This window comes from Streptomyces incanus, assembly GCF_042656345.1.
Lineage (GTDB): Bacteria > Actinomycetota > Actinomycetes > Streptomycetales > Streptomycetaceae > Streptomyces > Streptomyces incanus.
Map to the genome: position 1 here is coordinate 136,526 of NZ_JBHSPC010000007.1, position 20,261 is coordinate 156,786.

The window sequence follows — 20,261 nt, forward strand, 5'->3', positions numbered from 1 at the left end:
GTCCCCACCCGAGGGTCGTACTGCCTGCTCGCAGATCCTCATGGGTGTCCGGGGGTACGCGTGTCCCTACGGCTCCGTCAGTTACGGTGCCGAAGGTTGGCTTCCGCGGCACCGCGGCGAACGCGAACAAGGGTCCACGGACGCACCCCGGACGACGCCCGAACTGCCCTGGCCGGCCCAGGGGGAATGGGCGTGGGGGCGTCCGGGTGGCGGCTCGCCCGGACCGTCGCGCGGACCGGGCGGTCGGGTGTCGTCCCCGGTACGGCTCTCGACACCCTGATGAGGGGGCCGGCCGGATTCGTCGTGGAGGGGCGCGGTGCGGGCGGCCGCAGCGCCCTGCCCCGCGGACCCCTGCGCCCGGACGAGCACGGTGACCCCGTCTACGGTCCCCGGGACACGCCCGACTTCGCGAGGATGGCCGCTCTCGGTCTGCCGTTCTGGATCGCGGGCGGCCCGTGCGGACCGGGGCAGGTCAGCCGGGCCGGGGTGGCGGGCGCGGCGGGCGTTCAGGTCGGCAGTGCCTTCGTGCTCTGCGGGGGTCGGGCCCGGGGGAGGGGCGGGGCGGGAGCCGAACGAGCGTGAACTCACGGGCGAGCTGATGGCGCGTGATGATCCGGCGGTCTCCCGACCTCCTTCTCGTTCCAGGTCGCCGGCCTGCCGGGCACCCTCGCCGACGCGGGGACGAGTGCCGTCCGTACCCGCGTCGGCGACCTGGGCTGTCTGGGGACCCTGTACCTGACCGGCCGTGGCACCCTCGGCCACCGCTGCCCGGCGGAGCCCCCGAGGAGGCGGAGGGTCGGCAGCGGCTGTGTAACCGGCTGCTCGCCGCGGCCGGGGTCGTGCCCCGCGTCGTGGTGAGGGGGATCAGGCGTGACGCGTTCCGGTACGAGGCCCCTGCCGATCTCCGAGGAGGCGGCGGTCCACGAGGTGCCCCGCTGAGGCGGGTTGAACGCCCGGTCCGGCGGAGCCGCCGTCCCCGGCCTGCGGATTCCGACGCCTCGACCGGCCGCACCACCCGGCGGGACGCCATCGCGGCCGGACTGGGCCGGCGCTGCCCGAGGGGCGTGGTGGGCCACCCGTCGTCACCATCGGCCAGGATCCGGGCTTCCTGCGGCACATCGCCCCGGACGGCGGTGAGTGCGGCCCCGAGGCGGGGGTGCGCCGGCTGTCCGCCGGACTGGTGGAAGAAGCCTCCGCGCCGTGTGAGCACCGGAGCGCGGATCAGCCGGTGGCGACCGGGGCGCGGCGGCGCGGCAGGGCGGTGAGGCGGGGCGGTGAGGCGCGGAAGCCGTCCCGCGCGGCGGCTGCCATGATGCGCCATCGCGGACGGTAATCGGCCCTGAAGGTCGGGTATAAGGCTATTAGTCCCTATGAAGCCCGATATGGGTTGACTCGCCGACCGGGAAGTGACGGAAGTGATCCACGTGATCGACATCGAGGGCGACCACGCCACGTGGACCTTCCCCGCGGACCCGGGCGCCGTGGGCGCCGCGCGCTCCATGGTCCGGGCCCAGCTGCACGACTGGGGCCTCGACGGCGTCGGTGACCTCGCGGCCCTGCTGGTCAGCGAACTGGTCACCAACGCCCTGCGGCACGCCACCGGCCCCATAGAGGTCTGCCTGCTGCGCCCCTCCGACCTCGACCGGGTCCTGCGCGTGGAGGTCTCCGACCCGCTGCCGGAACTTCCGCACGAGCGGGCCGCCCGGCCCGAGGACGAGGGTGGACGCGGACTGCAGCTCGTCGCCCGCACCACCCGCCGCTGGGGCACCCGGCCCGGCGACGTCGGCAAGACCGTGTGGTTCGAACTCACGGTGCCGAAGTGAGCGTTCGCCCCCGGCTGAAACGAGGTGCTGTGCCGCTACTCGCCGGTGTACGCACGGGCCATCTCTGTCGAACGGACGGTTCAAGCCCCTGATGGTTGCCGGTGAAGGGGGTTCGATGCCGTGTCCGCTGGTTAGAAGACTGGGAGTGTTCTCACAGTCCGGACCGAAAAGCATCGGGACCGTGCTGTGATCGTGAACACCGTGTTGTGCGGCGCCGTAGTGCTGGATACTGCGGGCAGCCGCCCCCGGTGACCGGTGCCGGACGCGGTGAGCTGGAGGGGACGGTTCGCGTGAGCGAGATACCAGCGAAGGCCACGGGGTCCAAGGACCCGTCGGACGGCGCGAGGACCGAGGCCGCGGACGGCCTCTCTTCCGGCGATGCCTCGTCCGCTCACTTGTCGGCCACGGACGACCCGGCCCCGGGCACCTCGGCCACAAGTACCTCCTCCGTCGGCGTCACGTCCGGTGGGACCTCGTCCTCCGCCACTCCTTTCCGCGACCTTCTGCCCGCCGGTGACATCCCGTCGGCCGGCGGGACGTGGCAGGTCAGTCCTCCCGGATCCATGTACGACTACATCAGGGTCGCGTCCTTCTCCATCGGCCCCGACGGACTGGTCGACCAGTGGGGCCTGCGCGCCGAGCAGATCTTCGGCATCCCGGCGGAGCGGGCCGTCGGGATGGACCCCATCGCGGCCTTCATCGACCCGGACCGGCGCGAGCAGGGCCAGCGCAAGATGGCCGAGATCCTCGACGGCCGGGAATGGACCGGGGTCGTCCCCTTCCGGCTCCCCGGGACAGGGGAGGGCGGCGAGCCCGGCGGGGAGGCCCTCGCCGAGGTCTACGTCATGCCGACGCGCACCGAGGAGGGCGAGAGGGCGGCCGTCTGCATCGTCGTCGACGTGCGCACCCTGCGCAGCATCGAGACGGATCTCGCCGCTTCGCAGGCCATTTTCGGCCAGTCTCCTTTCGGGTTCCTGCTGATCGACCCCGACCTGCGGATTCGCCGCGCCAACGAGCGGTTCGCGTCCATCTTCGGCGGTACGCCCGACGACCACCGGGGCAAGAACGTCCACGACTATCTGCCGCGCGGTGAGGCCGAGCGGGTCGACGCGACCATGCGCAGGGTGCTGGACACCGGCGAATCCATCACGGACATGCACGTCACGGGTTTCGTGCCGGGCACCGACGGGCGCCGTCACTGGTCCATCAACCTGTACCGCGTGCACAGCGGCAGCGGCCGCCCCATCGGCATCGCATGGCTGGCGACGGACATCACGGCCCGCCGCGCCGCCGCCCGTGAGGCCGCCGCCGCGCGGCGCAACCTCGCCCTGCTCAACGAGGCCGGTGCCCGGATCGGCAACTCCCTCGACCTGGAGACCACGGCCCGCGAACTCCTCGACGTCGTCGTCCCCGGCTTCTGCGACCTGGCCACCGTCGACCTCTACCAGGGGCTGCTGGCCGGCGACGAGACCCCGCCGGGCCTCGCCGACGGCAGCGCGGAGGTGCGCCGTGTCGCCTTCGCCAGCGCCGTCTCCGACGCGCCGTTCAGCGTCACCGGGGAGCCCGTCAAGCTCGGCGCCGTCCACCACTACGCGTTCAACTCGCCGTGCGCGGACGCCCTGCGCACCGCCCGCCCGCGAGCCGTGCCGGGCGAGGAGGGCGGGCTGGTGCGGTCCACGCTCGCCGTGCCGATGGTCGCCCACGACACGGTGGTCGGCCTCGCCCAGTTCGCCCGGACCAAGGGCAGCGAGCCGTTCGGGGATCGCGACCGCGACCTCGCCGTGGAGCTGGCCGCGCGCGCCGCCGTCTGTATCGACAACGCCCGCCTCTACCGGCGCGAGCACGAACGCGCCCTGATACTGCAGCGGTCTCTGCTCCCGCCCGGCGACCCGGAAGCGTCCGGTCTCGACATCGCCTGCCGGTACCTGCCCGGCAGCGCGGCGACCGGCCGGGCCGGCGAGGTCGGCGGTGACTGGTTCGACGTGATCGAACTGCCCGGACACCGCACCGCGTTGGTCGTCGGGGACGTGATGGGGCGGGGCCTGCGCGCCGCGGTGGCGATGGGCGAACTGCGCACCGCCGTCCGCACCCTGGCCCAGCTCGACCTCGAACCCGCCGAGGTCCTCTCCCAGTTGGACGAGATCGCCCGGGGCCTCGGTGCCCCCGGTGGGGTCCAGCAGGCGACCCGGGCCGCCCGCCGCCCCCGGGAGGCCGACCTCTCCGAGATCTACCTGGCGACCTGCGTCTACGCCGTGTACGACTCGGTGACCAGGCGGTGCACCTTCGCCAACGCGGGCCATCTGCCGCCCGTCCTGGTCGAACCCGGCGAGTCCGCACTGATGCTGGACGTCCCGCCGGGACTGCCGCTCGGCGTCGGCGGGGAACCCTTCGAGGAGGTCGAGGTCGAACTGCCCGAGGGCGCCCTGCTCGCGCTCTACACGGACGGGCTGGTCGAGAGCCGCGACCATCCCCTCGACGAGGGCCTCCAGGCCTTCGTGGGCGCCCTCACCGACCCCGTCCGGCCGTCGAGCGGGGCCCCCTACGACGGCTCGGTGCCACCGCGCGCCGACACCCGGAACCTGGAGGACGTCTGCGACCACGTCCTCAACACCCTCGACACCCACCACGGCGAGGACGACATCGCGCTGCTCATGGCCAGGGTCCAGGGGCTGCCCGCCGACTCCGTCGGTGACTGGGCACTGCCGCGCGAACCCCGCAGCGTGGGCCGCGCCCGCGAGTACGCCCGCACACAACTGCTCGCCTGGGACCTGGAACCCCTCGTCGACACCACGGAACTCCTGGTCAGCGAGCTGGTCACCAACGCCTTGCGGTACGGCGAGGGCGAGATCAGACTCCGTCTCCTCCTCGACCGCACCCTGGTCTGCGAAGTCTGGGACGCCGGCCTGGTCCAGCCGCGCCGCCGCCGCGCCCGCGACACCGACGAGGGCGGCCGCGGCCTCCAGCTCGTCGGCCTGCTCAGTGCGGCCTGGGGCTCCCGCCGCACCCCCCGCGGCAAGACCGTCTGGTTCGAACTCCCCCTCCCCGGCGCCGACACCGTCCTCACCGACCCCGCAGAGGCCCTCCTGAGCCTCTTCTGACCTCGCCCGTCCGTCCCGCCCGGCCCCGCTCCGGAGCCGGGCGGCCCGTCCCCCTACCCTCGCCGTATGCACACGACTCCGACACGCCTGGTGGCCGGCGCCCTCACCCTGCGGCCCTGGAGCCCGGAGGACTCGGCGGGTCTGGCCGAGCTGTACCGGGACGAGGCGCTGCGCCGCTGGACGAGCGAGGCCGTGCACGACGAGGCCGGCGCGGCGCGCTGGGTGACGGCGCAGCAGCGGGGCTGGGAGGCGGGGGACCGCCTCGCGTTCGCCGTGGAGGAGACGTGGGAAGAGACGCCGGAGGAGACGCGAGCACCCGACACCGCGGCGCGGCTCGTCGGCAACGTCGTCCTCAAGTACCCGGCCAGGGGCTCGGGTTCCGCCGAGGTGGGCTACTGGACCGCCGCCCACGCGCGGGGCCGGGGAGTGGCCCCGCGCGCTCTGACGGCGCTGACCGACTGGGCGTTCACGGCCTTCGCCCACGAGGGCCTGACCCGCCTGGAGCTGCTGCACCAGGTCGACAACGTGGCCTCCTGCCGTGTCGCCGAGAAAGCCGGTTTCGCATGGACCGGCACCCTCCCCGCCGCACCTCCCACCTTCCCCCTGGACGGGCACGCGCACGTACGCCGGGCGCCCACCGCCGCCTGACCGCAACCGCGGCGCCCCCATCCTCGTCCTCCTCTCCAAGATCAGCCGCGGGCCCGGACGGGGGCGGTGGCGGAGGGGACGCGCGATGTCACGCACGGAGCGTACGGAGCCCATGGGGCCTACGGATCCCGGGCCCGCGGAGTCCGCGGAGTCCGCGGAGTCCGCGGAGCCCACGGAGCCCACGGAGCGTACGGACTCCGCCGAGCCGGACGAGTCCGGCCCCGACGACGCGGAGAACACCCGGCACGGGCGGGGGAAGGGCACACCGCTCCGGCGTGGGAAGCGCCGGCTCGCATGGGCCGCGTTCGCGGTGATGCTCGTGGTGCTGGTGCCGTTGCTGACCGCCGGGACGGTGCTGCGGGTCAACTTCACCGGTGACCCGGCCGACGGGACGTACACCCGCGGCCGTGACGCCATCTGGCTCGGGCACGCCTGGGTCGACGGGCGGAAGAAGGACGCCGACATCACCGCCCTCGCCCGGCAGCTCGACGGCACCGGAATACGCGACCTGTACGTCCACTCGGGGCCGCTCGAGCACGACGGAAGCCTGCCGAAGTCTGCCTACCCGCAAGCCCGTTGGCTGATCGATTCGGTGCACCGGGAGATACCCGGCGTCCGGGTCCAGGCCTGGCTCGGCGACATCCTCGCCCCCGAACACCCCGAGGCACTGCACCTGGAGCGCGCCGAGTCCCGCGCCGCGGTCCTCCGCTCCACCCGGGAGATCCTGGACACCGGCTACGACGGCGTCCACTTCGACCTGGAGCCCCTGCACTCCGGCGACGGCGACTACCTCACGCTGCTCGACGCCCTGCACGAGGAGACGGGCTCCCGCGCCGTCCCCCTGTCCGTCGCCGCCCACCAGATCGACCCGCTCCCCGGCTTCCACTCCTTCTGGGGTGCGGTCACCGGCCACCCCAAGTGGTGGTCACAGGAGTTCTTCGGGCAGGTCGCGAGCCGCGTCGACCAGATCGCCGTCATGTCGTACGACACCATGCAGCCGCTGGAGGGCACCTACGGCGGGTACGTCGCCCAGCAGACCGCGCTCGCGCTGGAGGCCACCCCGCCCGGCACCGACCTGCTCATGGGCCTGCCCTTCTTCAAGGAGAACCGGTTCGGCCACTGGGCCCACGCCGAGACCGTCCCCGCCGCCGTCCGCGGTGTGCGGCTCGGGCTGTCCCGCGCCGACGCCGACCGGCCGGACTTCGGCGTCGCCCTCTACGTGGACTTCGCGGCGACGGATGCGGACTGGGCCGCGTACCGGAAAGACTGGGTGAACACTCCATGACGGCAGACCGGCGGGACCTGGAGTGGGCCGAGCGGATCGTGGCGCCCGGCGGCATCGTCGTCCTGGACGACTTCGGGCACCCGAAGTGGCCGAGGAACAAGAAGGCCTTCGAGAAGCACATGGCCACCGCCACCAGGCCGGCCTTCCTCGGCCAGGTGGCGCACTCCGGCCGTCTGCGGGCGGCGCACACCTCGGCAGGAACTCCGGCAGGAACTCCGGCAGGAACTCCGGCAGGAACTCCGACAGGAACTCCGGCGCGCACCCCGGCGGCCACCTCCGGAACCGACTGACCGGCGCCCACGCCCTGAGCTCCACCCCCTGATTCCCCGAGCCCCTGATTCCCCGAGCTCCTGATTCTCCGAGCCCCTGGCGCCCCCGGGCCCCCGCGCCCGGGGGCGCCAGGGACGTCGAGGGCCCGGGGTGTCAGGACGGCGCCGACCGGCGCCGGATCTTGTTCCCGAGCCAGACGAGCGGATCGTACTTGCGGTCCACCGCCCGTTCCTTCAGCGGGATCAGCGCGTTGTCCGTGATCCTGATGCCCTCGGGGCACACCTCCGTGCAGCACTTGGTGATGTTGCAGTAGCCGAGCCCGTGCTCGTCCTGCGCCGTGCGTTTGCGGTCCAGGCCGGCCGCGTCGGCCGCGTCCAGCGGATGCATGTCCAGCTCCGCCACCCGCATCAGGAACCGCGGCCCGGCGAACGCCCGCTTGTTCTCCTCGTGGTCGCGGACCACGTGGCAGACGTCCTGGCACAGGAAGCACTCGATGCACTTGCGGAACTCCTGCGACCGTTCCACTTCCTCCTGCGTCATCCGGTACTCGCCGGGCCCGACCCCCTCCGGCGGCACGAAGGACGGCACCTCGCGGGCCTTCGTGTAGTTGAAGCCGACGTCCGTCACCAGGTCGCGGACCACCGGGAAGGCCCGCAGCGGGGTCACGGTGACCGTCTCGTCCCGGTCGAACACCGACATCCGGGTCATGCACAGCAGCCGCGGGCGGCCGTTGATCTCCGCCGAGCACGAACCGCACTTGCCCGCCTTGCAGTTCCAGCGGACGGCGAGGTCGGGGGTCTGGGTGGCCTGGAGCCGGTGGATGATGTCGAGGACCACCTCGCCGTCGTGCACCTCGACCCGGAAGTCCTCCAGACCGCCGCCCCGCACGTCTCCCCGCCACACCTTGAAGCGGGCCTCATAGCTGCTCACTCGTACAGCTCCTCTTCGGTGAGGTACTTGACCAGCTCCTCCTTCTCGAAGAGGGCGAGCAGGTCGGGGCGGATGGGTTCGGTGGTCTCACGGGTCAGGACGATCTGGCCGCGCTCCGGGGCGGTGGCCGCGACGCCGCCTGTCGGATCGGCCATCGCACACAGCAGGTTGACGTTGCGCCAGGTGCGTTCCATCGCGGAGTGGTCCTCGCGGGTGTGCCCGCCGCGCGACTCGGTACGTTCCAGCGCGGCCCGCGCCACACACTCGCTGACCAGCAGCATGTTCCGCAGATCCAGGGCGAGATGCCACCCCGGGTTGAACTGCCGGTGCCCCTCGACACCGGCCCGCCGGGCGCGTACCCGCAGCTCGGCCAGCTTCCGCAGGGCCTGCTCCATCTCGTGCTCGCGACGGATGATGCCGACCAGGTCGTTCATCGTCTGCTGGAGCTCCTGGTGCAGGGTGTACGGATTCTCCGGCATCCGCGACGGCGGCCCCCCGGCCGGCTCTCCGGACGTCCCCGCCCCCGCGCCCGTCTTCTCCTCCGTCTCCGCTTCCGTCTCCGCCGAGAACGGTCGCAGCGCCTCCGCGGCGGCGGCGTCCACCTGGGCGTCGTCCACGCGGGGCCGCTCCTGCCCCTGCCCCGCCGCGTGCTCGGCCGCGTGCCGGCCCGCCCGGCGCCCGAACACCAGCAGGTCGGAGAGGGAGTTGCCGCCCAGCCGGTTGGAACCGTGCATGCCGCCGGCCACCTCACCGGCCGCGAACAGACCAGGTACCCCGCGCGCCGCCGCCGTGTCCGAGTCGACGGCGATGCCGCCCATCACGTAGTGGCAGGTGGGCCCGACCTCCATCGCCTCCGCCGTGATGTCGACGTCCGCCAGCTCCTTGAACTGGTGGTACATCGACGGCAGCCGGCGCTTGACGACCTCGGCCGGCATCCGGGTGGACACGTCCAGGAAGACCCCGCCGTGCGGGGAGCCGCGGCCCGCCTTCACCTCGGCGTTGATCGCGCGGGCGACCTCGTCGCGGGGGAGCAGTTCGGGGGGACGGCGGTTGTGGTCCGGGTCGTCGTACCAGCGGTCGCCCTCCTCCTCGGACTCGGCGTACTTCTCCTTGAAGACGTCCGGCACGTAGTCGAACATGAACCGCTCGCCCTCGGAGTTGCGCAGCACCCCGCCGTCGCCGCGCACCGACTCGGTGACCAGGATGCCTTTCACCGACGGCGGCCAGACCATGCCCGTCGGGTGGAACTGCACGAACTCCATGTTGAGCAGCGGGGCCCCGGCCAGCAGCGCCAGCGCGTGACCGTCGCCCGTGTACTCCCACGAGTTCGACGTCACCTTGAAGGACTTGCCGATGCCGCCCGTCGAGAGGACCACGGCGGGCGCCTGAAGGACGAAGAAGCGCCCGGACTCCCGCTCGTAGCCGAAGACACCGGAGACGTGGCGGCCGTTCTTGAGCACGCGGGTGACCGTGCACTCCTGGAAGACCTTCAGCCGGGACTCGTAGTCCCCGGTCTCGCGGAAGTCCTCCTGCTGGAGGGCGACGATCTTCTGCTGGAGGGTGCGGATCAGCTCCAGGCCGGTGCGGTCGCCGACGTGCGCGAGGCGCGGGTACTCGTGGCCGCCGAAGTTGCGCTGCGAGATCCGGCCGTCCTGCGTCCGGTCGAACAGCGCGCCCCAGGTCTCCAGCTCCCACACCCGCTGGGGTGCCTCCTGGGCGTGCAGTTCGGCCATCCGCCACTGGTTGAGGAACTTCCCGCCGCGCAGGGTGTCGCGGAAGTGAACCTTCCAGTTGTCGCCGGCGTTGACGTTGGCCATGGCGGCGGCGATCCCGCCCTCGGCCATCACGGTGTGCGCCTTGCCGAACAGCGACTTGCAGATCACCGCCGTACGGGCGCCCCGCTCGCGTGCCTCGATGGCGGCGCGCAGCCCGGCGCCGCCCGCACCGACCACGACGACGTCCCATTCCTGCCGGTCGACCACGGTCATCTCAAAGGCCCCACTCGTCGGAAACCGTCATAACCTGCCAGAACTCACAGACTGCTCAGAGGGTCAGAAGAACCGCGGATCGTCGAAGGCGCCGGACGCGACGAGATAGACGTAGAGGTCGGCGACCGCCACGCTCACCAGCGACGCCCAGGCGAGTTGCATGTGCCGGGCGTTCAGCCGGCTCACCCACTGCCACATCCGGTAGCGCACGGGATGCCGGGAGAAGTGTGTGAGCTTGCCGCCCACGATGTGCCGACAGGAGTGGCAGGAGAGGGTGTACGCCCAGATCAGCGCGATGTTGACCAGGAAGACGAGGGTGCCGAGCCCCATGTGGCCCCACGCGTGGTGCTCGTCGCGGAAGGCGAGGACGGTGTCGTAGGTCAGCACCCCGGCGACCAGGAGTGCCGCGTAGAAGAAGTACCGGTGGATGTTCTGCAGGACCAGCGGGAAGCGGGTCTCCCCGGAGTACTTCTTATGCGGCTCGGCGACCGCGCAGGCCGGCGGGGACGCCCAAAAGCTCCTGTAGTAGGCCTTGCGGTAGTAGTAGCAGGTCAGGCGGAAGCCGAGCGGGAAGATCAGGATCAGAATCGCCGGCGAGAGGCCCCACCAGCTTCCGAACAGCTGCCAGTCGGGCCCGCCGTGCATCGGCTCGCAGTTCTCGGCGAGGCACGGGGAGTAGAACGGCGAGATGTACGGCGCCGCGTAGTAGTCCGCGTTCGAGAGGGCCCGCCAGGTCGAGTAGACGACGAAGGCGAGCAGACCGGCCGCGGTGGCGGCCGGGGCCGGCCACCAGCGGTCGGTCCGCAGATGCGGAGCGGCGATCGCGGCGCGGGTACCGGTTCTCACACCGGTACGTCGGGGTTGGGGGTCTGTGGCGGGAGGTTCCGTACCAGTGGCCACTTGTCCGCTCCGGTCGGGGTCAGGGGGTGTGACGGGTCCTGCGAGGTGGGGGACGGGGTGGGGGATCAGGGGGCGTGGCGGTCGCGCGCGCCGAGTCCCTCGTCGTCCGTGTCCACCCACAGGGACGGGTCGTACGGCGTGTCGGAGATGGTGACGAGATCGGGCCGCTTCGGTACGCCGGCCGTGGTGGTGGTCGTCTCCCGGAGCAGCGCGACGCTCTCGCGCAGATGGTTGGTGTCGGATCGGACGCGGCGCATCTCCAGGCCGTCGCTGCCGAGCTGCTTCTCCAGGCGCCCCACCGACCGGATCAGGTCGTCGAGACTGCGCTGGACGGATGCCAGTTCGTCGTGCACGGACATGACTTGCCCTCACTTCTCGCGGGTCCTTCAGGGTCCTTCAGGCCCAAGGCGGCAACGTTCATGCGCCTGCGAGTGTCGCGCGTCACACCTTGCGCTGTGAAGGGATGTGCATCGATTGGCCGAGGCGCACGGGTGAAGCGCGCGGTGCTGTACGCCGTACGGGTGCCCTTCCGATCCGTGGCCGTCGTGTCGCTCTTGGTTGCCGAACCCTTTCCTCTTCAGTGGCCGCATGCATCAGATGAGATCTAAATAACAACAAAACTGATCATAACGCCCGCGCTTCACGGAGGTAACCAGAGATGTCCCACGACGGCGTCGGCCCGCGCGCGGTCATGCGCTCGGTCGCCTTCCTCACCGCGGGCGCGCTCGTCGTGCCCGCGCTGGCCGGATGCAGCTCCGACGACGACCCGGCCGGCCGGCCCCTCGCCGGCGGGGACATCGCCCGCGCCGAGCGCGCGAGGATCGCCGACGGCGGCACCCTGCGCTGGGGCGTGGACACCGTCCCGGGCACCCTGAACACCTTCCAGGCCGATGCCGACGCCACCACCACCCGGATCGCCCAGGCCGTGCTGCCGTCGATGTTCCGGATGGACAGCCGGGGGCGTCCGGCGCGCAACCCCGACTACCTGGAGTCCGCCGAGGTCGTCGAGACCGAGCCCAGGCAGGTCGTCCTCTACAAGCTCAACCAGCAGGCCGTCTGGAGCGACGGCCGGGAGATCGGCGCCGCCGACTTCGCCGCCCAGTGGCGCGCCCTGTCCGGCAAGGACTCCGCCTACTGGACCGCCCGCAACGCCGGTTACGACCGCATCGAGAAGATCGAGCGCGGCAAGGGCGACCTGGAGGTCAAGGTCACCTTCAGCCGCACCTACGCCGACTGGAAGTCGCTGTTCGCACCGCTGTACCCGAAGGACGTCATGGGCACCCCGGACTCCTTCAACGACGGGGCCCGCAAGAAGCTGAAGGTCACCGCCGGCCCGTTCGAGGTGAAGAAGGTCGACCACGAGGGCGACGAGGTCACCCTCACCCGCAACGCCCGCTGGTGGGGCGAACCGGCCCGGCTCTCCACGATCGTGCTGCGCGAGGTGCCCCGCGCCGAACGCATCGCCGCGCTCACCGCCGGAACCCTGGACCTGGCCGAGATCGACGCCACGGCCGCCCGCCGCATCTCCGTCGCCGCCGGCCCGCGGGGCACGAGCCCGAGCCTGAGCGGGAGCCCGAGCCCGAGCCCGAGCCCGAGCACGAGCACGAGCGGGAGTGCGGGTGCGAGCGGGGGCGCGCCGGGGAGCGACGACAAGGGGAGTGCGCCCCTGATGGGCCCCGGAGCCGCGGGTGCCGGGGCCGGACGGGCCGCGGCGAAGGCCCTGCGTTCCTGGGCCCTCGCGAACGGGTCCGACGAGGAGGCCGCCGACGAGGAGATCTCCGCCCGCGAGAAGCAGCGCGAGGCCGCCGCGGAACTCACGCGTGAGCGGCGGGCCCTCAGCGGCTTCGAGGTGCGCAAGTCGCTGGAACCCGCCTACACCCAGCTCGCCCTCAACGGATCCGAGGGCCCTCTCGCCGACGAACGGGTCCGCCGCGCCGTGGCCCGCGCCTTGGACCGGCGGGGCCTGGCGGAGGCGGTCCTGAAGCCGCTCGGCCTGCCCGCCGAGCCCGTCGGCAGCCACCTCGCGCTCGCCGGGCAGGCCGCCTACGCCGACAGCAGCGGCGCCCTCGGCGACCAGGACGCCAAGGAGGCGCGGGCCCTGCTCGCGGACGCCGGCTGGGTACCGGGCGGCCCGGTGAAGAAGAAGGAGGAGGACAAGGCCGCCGGCGGGAAGGGCGAGAAAGCGGAATCGTCCGACAAGGACTCGGACAAAGACTCCGGCGACGATTCCGCGAACGGTGCCGACGGCGACGGCACATACGTCGTCGGAGAGGACAACGCCAAGGACGCCAAGGACGCCAAGGACGCCAAGGACGCCAAGGACCACGGTGGCACCGAGGACGACGGTGGCACCGAGGACGACGGGAGCAACGGTGACGGCCCTCTCGCCCAGGACGGCATCCAGCACACGCGGCTGAAGCAGGGCAGCCCCCCCGGCGCCTACGCCCCCGTGGGCACCGCCGCCCCGGCCCAGGCCGAGAGCGCCCCGCTCGCCAAGGACGGCAAGGCGCTCACGCTCGACTTCGTGCTCCCCTCCGGGCCCGGCTCGGAGGTACTCAGCGCCGTGGCCGACCGGATCACGAAGATGCTCGAGCGGGTCGGAATCCGTACGGAGATCACCAAGGTCGACGACGAGAGCTACTTCACGGACCACATCGCCTCCGGGGAGTACGACCTCGCCCTCTACTCCTGGCCCGCGACCGCCTTCCCCGCCACCGACGCCCGCCCCGTCTACGCCAAGCCGGTCCCGGCCGCCGACGGCTCGCTGAACGTCGGGCAGAACTACACCCGCGTCGGCACCGACCAGGTGGACCAGCTCTTCGACCAGGCCCTCGCGACGCTCGACGACGCGAAGCGCGCCGCGCTGATCCGCAAGGCGGACGCCCGCATCTGGGCGGCGGCCGGCTCGATCCCCCTCTACCAGCGCCCCCAGCTCACCGCCGCCCGCAAGGACCTGGCCAACGCCGGCGCCTTCGGATTCCCCACCCCGGTCTACGAGGACATGGGCTATCTGAAGAAGAGCGCGCGAGGCCCGGCCGGGACCCCGGGGGAGAAGTCCACCGAGCCGTCCGTCTCCGTCTCCGCCTCCGTCTCGGACTCGGACTCGGATGGGGACGCGGAGTCGGATGCGGAGTCCTGATCAGTTCTGATCACCCCGGGTGACGGGCCCGGTGGGCCGGTCCGGACGAGGAGGGCGAGCCCCCGGTGCCGGGGGCCCGTACCATGGGGAGAGGCCGTGGCGTGTTCAGCCCGGCAGGGCCCGCGCACCACAGCCGTCTGCGCAGGGCGCTTCTCACCATTCCGGGAGTACGCCAACTCATGGCTTTGTCCATCCAGCGTCACGACATCCGCAACGTCGCCATCATCGCCCACGTCGACCACGGCAAGACCACCATCGTCGACGGCATGCTCAAGCAGGCCGGTGCCTTCGCCGCCCACCAGCTCGACCAGGTCGACGAGCGCATGATGGACTCCGGCGACCTGGAGCGTGAGAAGGGCATCACGATCCTCGCCAAGAACACGGCGGTGAAGTACCACCCCAAGGACGGCGGGGACCCGATCACGATCAACATCATCGACACCCCCGGCCACGCCGACTTCGGTGGTGAGGTCGAGCGCGCCCTGTCGATGGTCGACGGTGTCGTGCTGCTCGTCGACTCCTCCGAGGGCCCGCTGCCCCAGACCCGCTTCGTGCTGCGCAAGGCGCTCCAGGCGCGGCTGCCGATCATCCTGTGCATCAACAAGACGGACCGGCCGGACTCGCGTATCGACGAGGTCGTCAACGAGGCCTACGACCTGTTCCTCGACCTGGACGCCGACGAGGAGCAGATCGAGTTCCCGATCGTCTACGCCTGCGGCCGTGACGGCATCGCCTCGCTGACCAAGCCGGCGGACGGCACGGTCCCGACGGACTCGGACTCGCTCGAGCCGTTCTTCTCCACCATCCTGTCGCACGTCCCGGCCCCCACGTACGACGAGGGCGCCCCGCTCCAGGCCCACGTCACCAACCTGGACGCCGACAACTTCCTCGGCCGGATCGCCCTGCTCCGCGTCCACCAGGGCGAGCTGAAGAAGGGCCAGACGGTCGCCTGGATGAAGCGCGACGGCTCCGTGCAGAACGTGCGGATCTCCGAGCTGATGATGACCGAGGCGCTCACCCGCAAGCCCGCCGAGAAGGCCGCCCCGGGTGACATCTGTGCGGTGGCCGGCATCCCGGACATCATGATCGGCGAGACCCTGGCCGACCCGGAGAACCCCGTCCCGCTGCCGCTGATCACGGTGGACGAGCCCGCGATCTCCATGACCATCGGCACCAACACCTCGCCGCTGGTCGGCCGCGGCAGCACCGGCAAGGGCGCCGACGCGAAGGCGGCCGTGAAGGACCGCAAGGTCACCGCCCGCCAGGTCAAGGACCGTCTGGACCGCGAGCTGATCGGCAACGTCTCGCTGCGCGTCCTGGACACCGGCCGTCCCGACGCCTGGGAGGTGCAGGGCCGAGGCGAACTGGCGCTGGCGATCCTGGTCGAGCAGATGCGCCGGGAGGGCTTCGAGCTCACCATCGGCAAGCCGCAGGTGGTCACCCGGGAGATCGACGGCAAGGTGCACGAGCCCGTCGAGCGGATGACGATCGACGTGCCCGAGGAGCACATGGGCGCGGTCACGCAGCTCATGGGCGTCCGCAAGGGCCGCATGGACAACATGTCGAACCACGGCTCCGGCTGGGTGCGCCTGGAGTTCGTGGTGCCCTCGCGCGGTCTGATCGGCTTCCGTACCGAGTTCCTCACGCAGACCCGGGGCACCGGTATCGCGCACTCCATCCACGAGGGCCACGAGCCCTGGTTCGGGCCGCTCACGACCCGTAACAACGGCTCCCTGGTCGCCGACCGCGCCGGCGCGGTCACCGCGTTCGCGATGACCAACCTGCAGGAGCGCGGTGTGCTGTTCACCGATCCCGGCACCGAGGTGTACGAGGGCATGATCGTCGGCGAGAACTCCCGCGCCGACGACATGGACGTCAACATCACCAAGGAGAAGAAGCTCACCAACATGCGGTCGTCCTCGGCCGATTCGTTCGAGGCGATCGTCCCGCCGCGCAAGCTGTCGCTGGAGCAGTCCCTGGAGTTCTGCCGCGACGACGAGTGCGTCGAGGTGACCCCGGAGTCCGTGCGTATCCGCAAGGTGAACCTGGACGGCCGCGAGCGCGCTCGCGCCGCGAGCCGCGCCAAGCACGGCTGACACGTCGGCTGACACCCCGCCCCGCGCACGCGGGCACATACGGCACCGGGCACCCCTGAGCGCAGGGGTGCCCGGTGCCGTTCGTACGGGTGGTGGAACCCGCGCCGGATCAGCGAACGGAAACGCGCAGGAACACGCCGGAACGGCACGGCGCGCTGTCACGGCGTTATGTCACGGCGCGGTGTCGGGGCGAAGTGGAGCAAACGAAGAGTGTAGGGATAACCCTTGATCCTGTCGGGAGATGCCCCTGTAGTGGGCATTGCCCACTACCCTTCTCCCGAAGCGGACGGTCGTCGCGTCGGCGTGGTCGAATTCACGCCCATTACGCGGCCCGACGGTCAACGACCCTGCCGCCCAGGCGTGTTGAGTGCATGAAAGTCCTTTGAGGACCTTGCACGGGGACCGCGCTATTCGCAATGGATTTTTCTGAGACGCGCGTCCGGTATGCGGACACGCACCCCCGGTAGATGTGTAACAAGTCCGTTTCGCAGGGATCTCCGACGAAACCCTTTGTCCGGATTTTGGAAGATGTGGTACCTAGCTGTGATCGAACCGAGACCTCGTGGGTGTGGTTCGGTCTTGTCGCATGGCAGATAGTTAGGCGCGTAGAACTCGGCCGAACGGGTCACGCGTCATCGATGCGGGCCCGCGGGCCAGGGAGCACCTGACGATCTCCGACGCCGGCGACGGGCGGTGAACGAGGACATGTCGTGTGCTCCCCTTTGCGGTGAACCAGCGGATTCATGAGGAGGAGCCCATGCGAGGTGCCACAAGCGCCATATGGGTCGCGTCGTCCCCGATGGCAGGTGCAGGCCCCGTGGGGACGTTCAGTCCCGTTCCCGTCCATGTTCCCGCTCTCGTGGCCGAGGCAACGATCCGGCGTCGCGAACTTCCTTGACTGCCCCGGCCCGTGACCGGCCGGCGTCGGTCACGGGCCAGGGTCCCCCAGCGGTGGGGTCGACCTCCAGTCGCTGTTCCAGTCGCGCGCTTCGAATGACGTACGCCGTGCGAAGGTCGTCGGACCACTTGTGCACTCCCGACGGCCTCCAACACCTGTGAAACGGACGAATCATGACGAGTCCAACCGAGATCGAGGGTGCTGAGGCCTCTTCCGTCTTGGACATAGAGAGCGAGCCGCAGGGCGACGCCCAGGAGCCGAAGAAGCTCGCGGGCCGCAGTCCCGGCCAGTTGATGTGGCAGCGTTTCAAGCGCGACCGCACCGGAGTGATATCCGCGTACGTAGTGATCTTCTTCTTCGTGGTCGCCGCGCTCGCACCGCTCATCGCGAAGGTGTACGGCAAGAATCCCTACACGCTCTACGCCCAGGAGCCGGACTTCCCGTTCCTTCTGGACGACTTCGCCATGCCCACCGGTTCCTTCGGCGGCATGTCGGGCGATTTCTGGTTCGGCGTCGAGCCCAAGCTGGGCCGTGACGTGTTCACCATGCTGCTGTACGGCATGCGGACCTCGCTGTACATGGCCGTCGTCGTCACGATCCTGTGTGTCGTGACCGGCGTGCTCATCGGCATGGTCAGCGGCTACTTCGGTGGCCGGGTGGACTACTGGGTGGGACGGGTCACGGACTTCTTCCTGGCCTTCCCGCAGCAGCTGTTCTTCATCGCCTTCATGCCCGTGGTGACCGCGATGTTCGTTTCCCCGCAGGACGAGACCCCCACCTACCTGCGGGCCGTGGCGATCATCCTGGTGATGTGGTTCCTCGGCTGGATGGGTTTGGCCCGTCTGGTGCGCAGCTCCGTGCTGTCGCTGGCGGACCGGGAGTTCGTGGAGGCCGCCAAGGTCTCCGGTGCCTCTCCCTGGCGCATCGTGCGCAAGGAGATCCTGCCGAACGTCGTCACGCCGATCCTGGTGCAGGCCACCTACATCCTGCCGAGCACGATCCTCACCATCGCCTTCCTCTCGTTCATCGGCGTCGGCTTCGTCGAGCCGACCCCGGACTGGGGCCGGATGTTCGCCATCGGTGCCGAGGTGTACGAGCAGGACCCGATGTTCATGTTCTTCCCCGGCATCGCGCTGGTGGCCTTCGTGCTCGCCTTCAACCTTCTCGGAGACTCCGTCCGGGACGCATTCGACCCCAAGACCGGACGCTGAACCGTCCACTGGTGGGTGGGGGAGCTGCCGCCCCCGTTCCGGCTTTCGGACCGTCAGGCAGCACTCGTGGACAACTAATGACAGGTAGGTGCATCCGCATCATGAAGCCCATCAGAACGCGTACCGTACGTGCCATAGCCGTCGCCCTCGTGGCCGGCTCGCTGACCCTGACCGCTTGCTCCAGCGAAAGCGGCAGCAACAACAAGGGCAAGGACGACTCCAAGTCCCAGAAGGACGCTGCCGAGCAGCAGGACCCGGTCGCCTACGGTGACGCTGCCGCGTCCAGCGGTCCGGCCGAAGAGGTCGCCGGTGCCACGTCGGGTGGCTTCATCAACGTGTACATGCAGTCGGATCTGACCCACATGGACCCGGGGCAGATCTACGTCAGTGACGCCGGCCAGTTCTCCAACCTGGTCCACCGCAGCCTGACGAACTTCCAGGAGGACGAGGACGGCAACCTGACGGTCGTCGGTGACATCGCCACCGACTCCGGCACGTCCTCCGACGACGGCAAGACCTGGACGTTCGAGCTCAAGGACGGCGTCAAGGACGAGGACGGCAACGCCATCACCTCGGCCGACGTCCGCCACACCATCGAGCGCCTGTACTCCAAGGTCATCTTCGACGGTCCGACCTTCGTCCAGTCCTGGCTCTCGGGCAACGACTACCGCAAGGCGCTGCCGGACGGCCCCTACAAGGGCAAGCACCTGCCGGACTCCGTGCTGGAGACCCCGGACGACAAGACGGTCGTCTTCCACTTCGACCAGCCCCGCCCGGACCTCCCGCAGGCCCTGGCCATGGCCGGCTACTCCATCGTGCCCGAGAAGGCGGACACGAAGGAGAAGTACGACAAGGCCCCGAAGTCCCTCGGCCCCTACAAGATCGCCGAGCACAAGCCGGGCAAGTCGATGAAGCTGGTCAAGAACGACCAGTGGGACGCCAAGACGGACTCGGTGCGTCACCAGTACGTCGACGGATACAACTTCAGCAGCACCATTGCCCAGGCCAGCCAGACCAAGCGTCTGATCGCCGACCAGGGCGAGGCCAAGAACGCCATCCAGTTCACCGACCCGGTGGACCCGGCCCAGATGTCCACGGTCATCGGCAACGCGGACGCCAAGAAGCGCACCATCCAGGGCTTCCAGCCCTACGTGTGGCAGATGTCCTTCAACCTGGACCGGATGAAGGACAAGAAGATCCGCGACGCGATCACGTACGCGATCCCGAACCAGTCCATGGTCCAGGCGGACGGCGGTCGCTACGGCGGTGAGGTCGCCGGCGGTCTGCTCGCCCCGACCCTGCCGAACTACGACCCTGAGTACGACCCGTTCGGCAAGCTGAAGAAGCCCAACGGCGACCCGGAGAAGGCCAAGGAGCTGCTGAAGGAGGCGGGTGTCAAGGAGGGCACGAAGCTCTCCTACGCCTACTCCAACACCCCGCGCGGCCAGGCCCAGATGGTCATCATCAAGGACGCGCTCAACAAGATCGGCTTCGACGTCCAGGCGAAGGAGATCGACCGCGCCAGCTTCTACGAGCAGATCGGCAAGCTGAAGAACCCGTACGACCTCTACATGACCGGCTGGGGCCAGGACTGGTCGTCGCCGTCCACGGTCATCACCCCGGTCTACGACGGTGAACTCGTCGCCGACGGTGCGTCGAACTACTCGCACATCAACGACAAGCAGGTCAACGACCTCATCAAGAAGGCTCTGATCCAGGAGCCGGAGGAGGCCGCCAAGACCTGGGAGAAGGCTCACCACCGCATCGTGGAGGAGATCAACCCGGCCGCCCCGGTCTACTACTCGAAGCAGATCCAGCTCTACGGTTCGAACATCGGTGGCGCCAGGTACAGCAACGAGTCGAGCTACATCGACATCAACGACCTGTACCTGAAGAAGCCGTAACCCGTCAGCTCGGCTGACCGCGGGGGTGTGCGCCAGGCGGAGCGCACCCCCGCGGCCGGTACCCCCTCCCT

At 70.3% G+C, this 20,261-nt stretch carries 14 protein-coding genes; 10 read left to right on the forward strand and 4 right to left on the reverse strand.

The window, feature by feature from the left end; all coding sequences use genetic code 11:
• Positions 1 to 192: 192 nt before the first annotated feature.
• The 6 genes from ACFP2V_RS02005 to ACFP2V_RS02030 all read left to right on the forward strand — a co-directional run bounded on the left by ACFP2V_RS02005 (position 193) and on the right by ACFP2V_RS02030 (position 7,144).
• Positions 193 to 582 (forward strand): beta/alpha barrel domain-containing protein, encoded by a 390-nt coding sequence (locus ACFP2V_RS02005; RefSeq protein WP_381204525.1) that lies wholly within the window; start codon positions 193 to 195, stop codon positions 580 to 582.
• Between the two features lie 833 nt (positions 583 to 1,415).
• Positions 1,416 to 1,823, forward strand: a complete 408-nt coding sequence (locus ACFP2V_RS02010) for an ATP-binding protein (RefSeq protein ID WP_381204526.1) — start codon at positions 1,416 to 1,418, stop codon at positions 1,821 to 1,823.
• A 290-nt stretch (positions 1,824 to 2,113) separates the two neighbouring features.
• The gene (locus ACFP2V_RS02015) at positions 2,114 to 4,921 is read left to right on the forward strand and encodes a SpoIIE family protein phosphatase (RefSeq protein ID WP_381204527.1); all 2,808 of its coding nucleotides are present in this window, start codon (positions 2,114 to 2,116) and stop codon (positions 4,919 to 4,921) included.
• A 66-nt stretch (positions 4,922 to 4,987) separates the two neighbouring features.
• Complete coding sequence (locus ACFP2V_RS02020) at positions 4,988 to 5,569, forward strand: GNAT family N-acetyltransferase (protein WP_381204528.1); 582 nt, start codon at positions 4,988 to 4,990, stop codon at positions 5,567 to 5,569.
• Between the two features lie 112 nt (positions 5,570 to 5,681).
• Entirely contained in the window at positions 5,682 to 6,854 is a 1,173-nt protein-coding gene (locus ACFP2V_RS02025; protein ID WP_381204529.1) for a glycoside hydrolase family 18 protein, read from the forward strand.
• Positions 6,851 to 7,144 carry a class I SAM-dependent methyltransferase gene (locus tag ACFP2V_RS02030; RefSeq protein ID WP_381204530.1) on the forward strand — a complete coding sequence of 98 codons (294 nt, stop codon included), beginning with the start codon at positions 6,851 to 6,853 and terminating at the stop codon, positions 7,142 to 7,144. The genes ACFP2V_RS02025 and ACFP2V_RS02030 overlap by 4 nt, the downstream gene beginning before the upstream one ends.
• Positions 7,145 to 7,277: 133 nt before the next feature.
• On the opposite strand, the gene ACFP2V_RS02035 is transcribed toward ACFP2V_RS02030, so the two are convergent.
• From ACFP2V_RS02035 to ACFP2V_RS02050, 4 genes are all read right to left on the reverse strand, one after another.
• Positions 7,278 to 8,054 carry a succinate dehydrogenase/fumarate reductase iron-sulfur subunit gene (locus tag ACFP2V_RS02035; protein ID WP_381204531.1) on the reverse strand — a complete coding sequence of 259 codons (777 nt, stop codon included), beginning with the start codon at positions 8,052 to 8,054 and terminating at the stop codon, positions 7,278 to 7,280.
• A complete protein-coding gene (locus tag ACFP2V_RS02040; RefSeq protein ID WP_381204532.1) occupies positions 8,051 to 10,042 on the reverse strand; it encodes a fumarate reductase/succinate dehydrogenase flavoprotein subunit in 1,992 nt (663 codons plus the stop codon). The genes ACFP2V_RS02035 and ACFP2V_RS02040 overlap by 4 nt, the downstream gene beginning before the upstream one ends.
• A 63-nt stretch (positions 10,043 to 10,105) precedes the next feature.
• On the reverse strand, positions 10,106 to 10,942 hold the full coding sequence (locus ACFP2V_RS02045) for a hypothetical protein (RefSeq protein ID WP_381204533.1): 837 nt from the start codon (positions 10,940 to 10,942) through the stop codon (positions 10,106 to 10,108).
• Positions 10,943 to 11,007: 65 nt separating this feature from the next.
• Positions 11,008 to 11,301: a hypothetical protein gene (locus ACFP2V_RS02050; RefSeq protein ID WP_381204534.1), complete on the reverse strand. Its 294-nt coding sequence runs from the start codon at positions 11,299 to 11,301 to the stop codon at positions 11,008 to 11,010.
• A gap of 299 nt (positions 11,302 to 11,600) precedes the next feature.
• On the opposite strand from ACFP2V_RS02050, the gene ACFP2V_RS02055 reads away from it, so the two are divergent.
• The 4 genes from ACFP2V_RS02055 (at position 11,601) to ACFP2V_RS02070 (ending at position 20,190) form a co-directional block, all read left to right on the forward strand.
• Positions 11,601 to 14,081, forward strand: a complete 2,481-nt coding sequence (locus tag ACFP2V_RS02055; RefSeq protein ID WP_381204535.1) for an ABC transporter family substrate-binding protein — start codon at positions 11,601 to 11,603, stop codon at positions 14,079 to 14,081.
• 179 nt (positions 14,082 to 14,260) lie between these two features.
• Positions 14,261 to 16,177 (forward strand): translational GTPase TypA, encoded by a 1,917-nt coding sequence (gene typA, locus ACFP2V_RS02060; protein ID WP_381204536.1) that lies wholly within the window; start codon positions 14,261 to 14,263, stop codon positions 16,175 to 16,177.
• Between the two features lie 1,071 nt (positions 16,178 to 17,248).
• Positions 17,249 to 18,286: an ABC transporter permease gene (locus ACFP2V_RS02065; RefSeq protein ID WP_381204537.1), complete on the forward strand. Its 1,038-nt coding sequence runs from the start codon at positions 17,249 to 17,251 to the stop codon at positions 18,284 to 18,286.
• A gap of 101 nt (positions 18,287 to 18,387) precedes the next feature.
• Positions 18,388 to 20,190, forward strand: a complete 1,803-nt coding sequence (locus ACFP2V_RS02070; protein WP_381204538.1) for an ABC transporter substrate-binding protein — start codon at positions 18,388 to 18,390, stop codon at positions 20,188 to 20,190.
• The last annotated feature ends 71 nt before the right edge of the window (positions 20,191 to 20,261 follow it).